General features: G+C 50.7%; 1 tRNA gene and 1 rRNA gene. Both read left to right on the top strand.

Annotated features, from left to right (window positions below):
* Positions 1 to 69 (top strand): 16S ribosomal RNA (locus tag AACW06_RS20790); the annotation flags it as partial.
* Positions 70 to 134: 65 nt separating this feature from the next.
* A tRNA-Ile gene (locus tag AACW06_RS20785) sits at positions 135 to 211 on the top strand.

Raw genomic sequence — 211 nt, 5'->3', positions numbered from 1 at the left:
TGGTTCATGACTGGGGTGAAGTCGTAACAAGGTAGCGCTAGGGGAACCTGGCGCTGGATCACCTCCTTATACGATGATTACACTGATGAGTGTCCACACAGATTGATGGTTTATACAGTTTTAGAGACGATGCTGGGTCTGTAGCTCAGGTGGTTAGAGCGTTCGCCTGATAAGCGAGAGGTCGGTGGTTCAAGTCCACTCAGACCCACCA

Source organism: Vibrio sp. S12_S33 (assembly GCF_963889785.1).
In the GTDB taxonomy this organism is placed as follows: Bacteria; Pseudomonadota; Gammaproteobacteria; order Enterobacterales; family Vibrionaceae; genus Vibrio; species Vibrio aestuarianus.
Note: the sequence above shows the minus strand (reverse complement) of the source record. Positions and strands in the feature narration are given on the sequence as shown.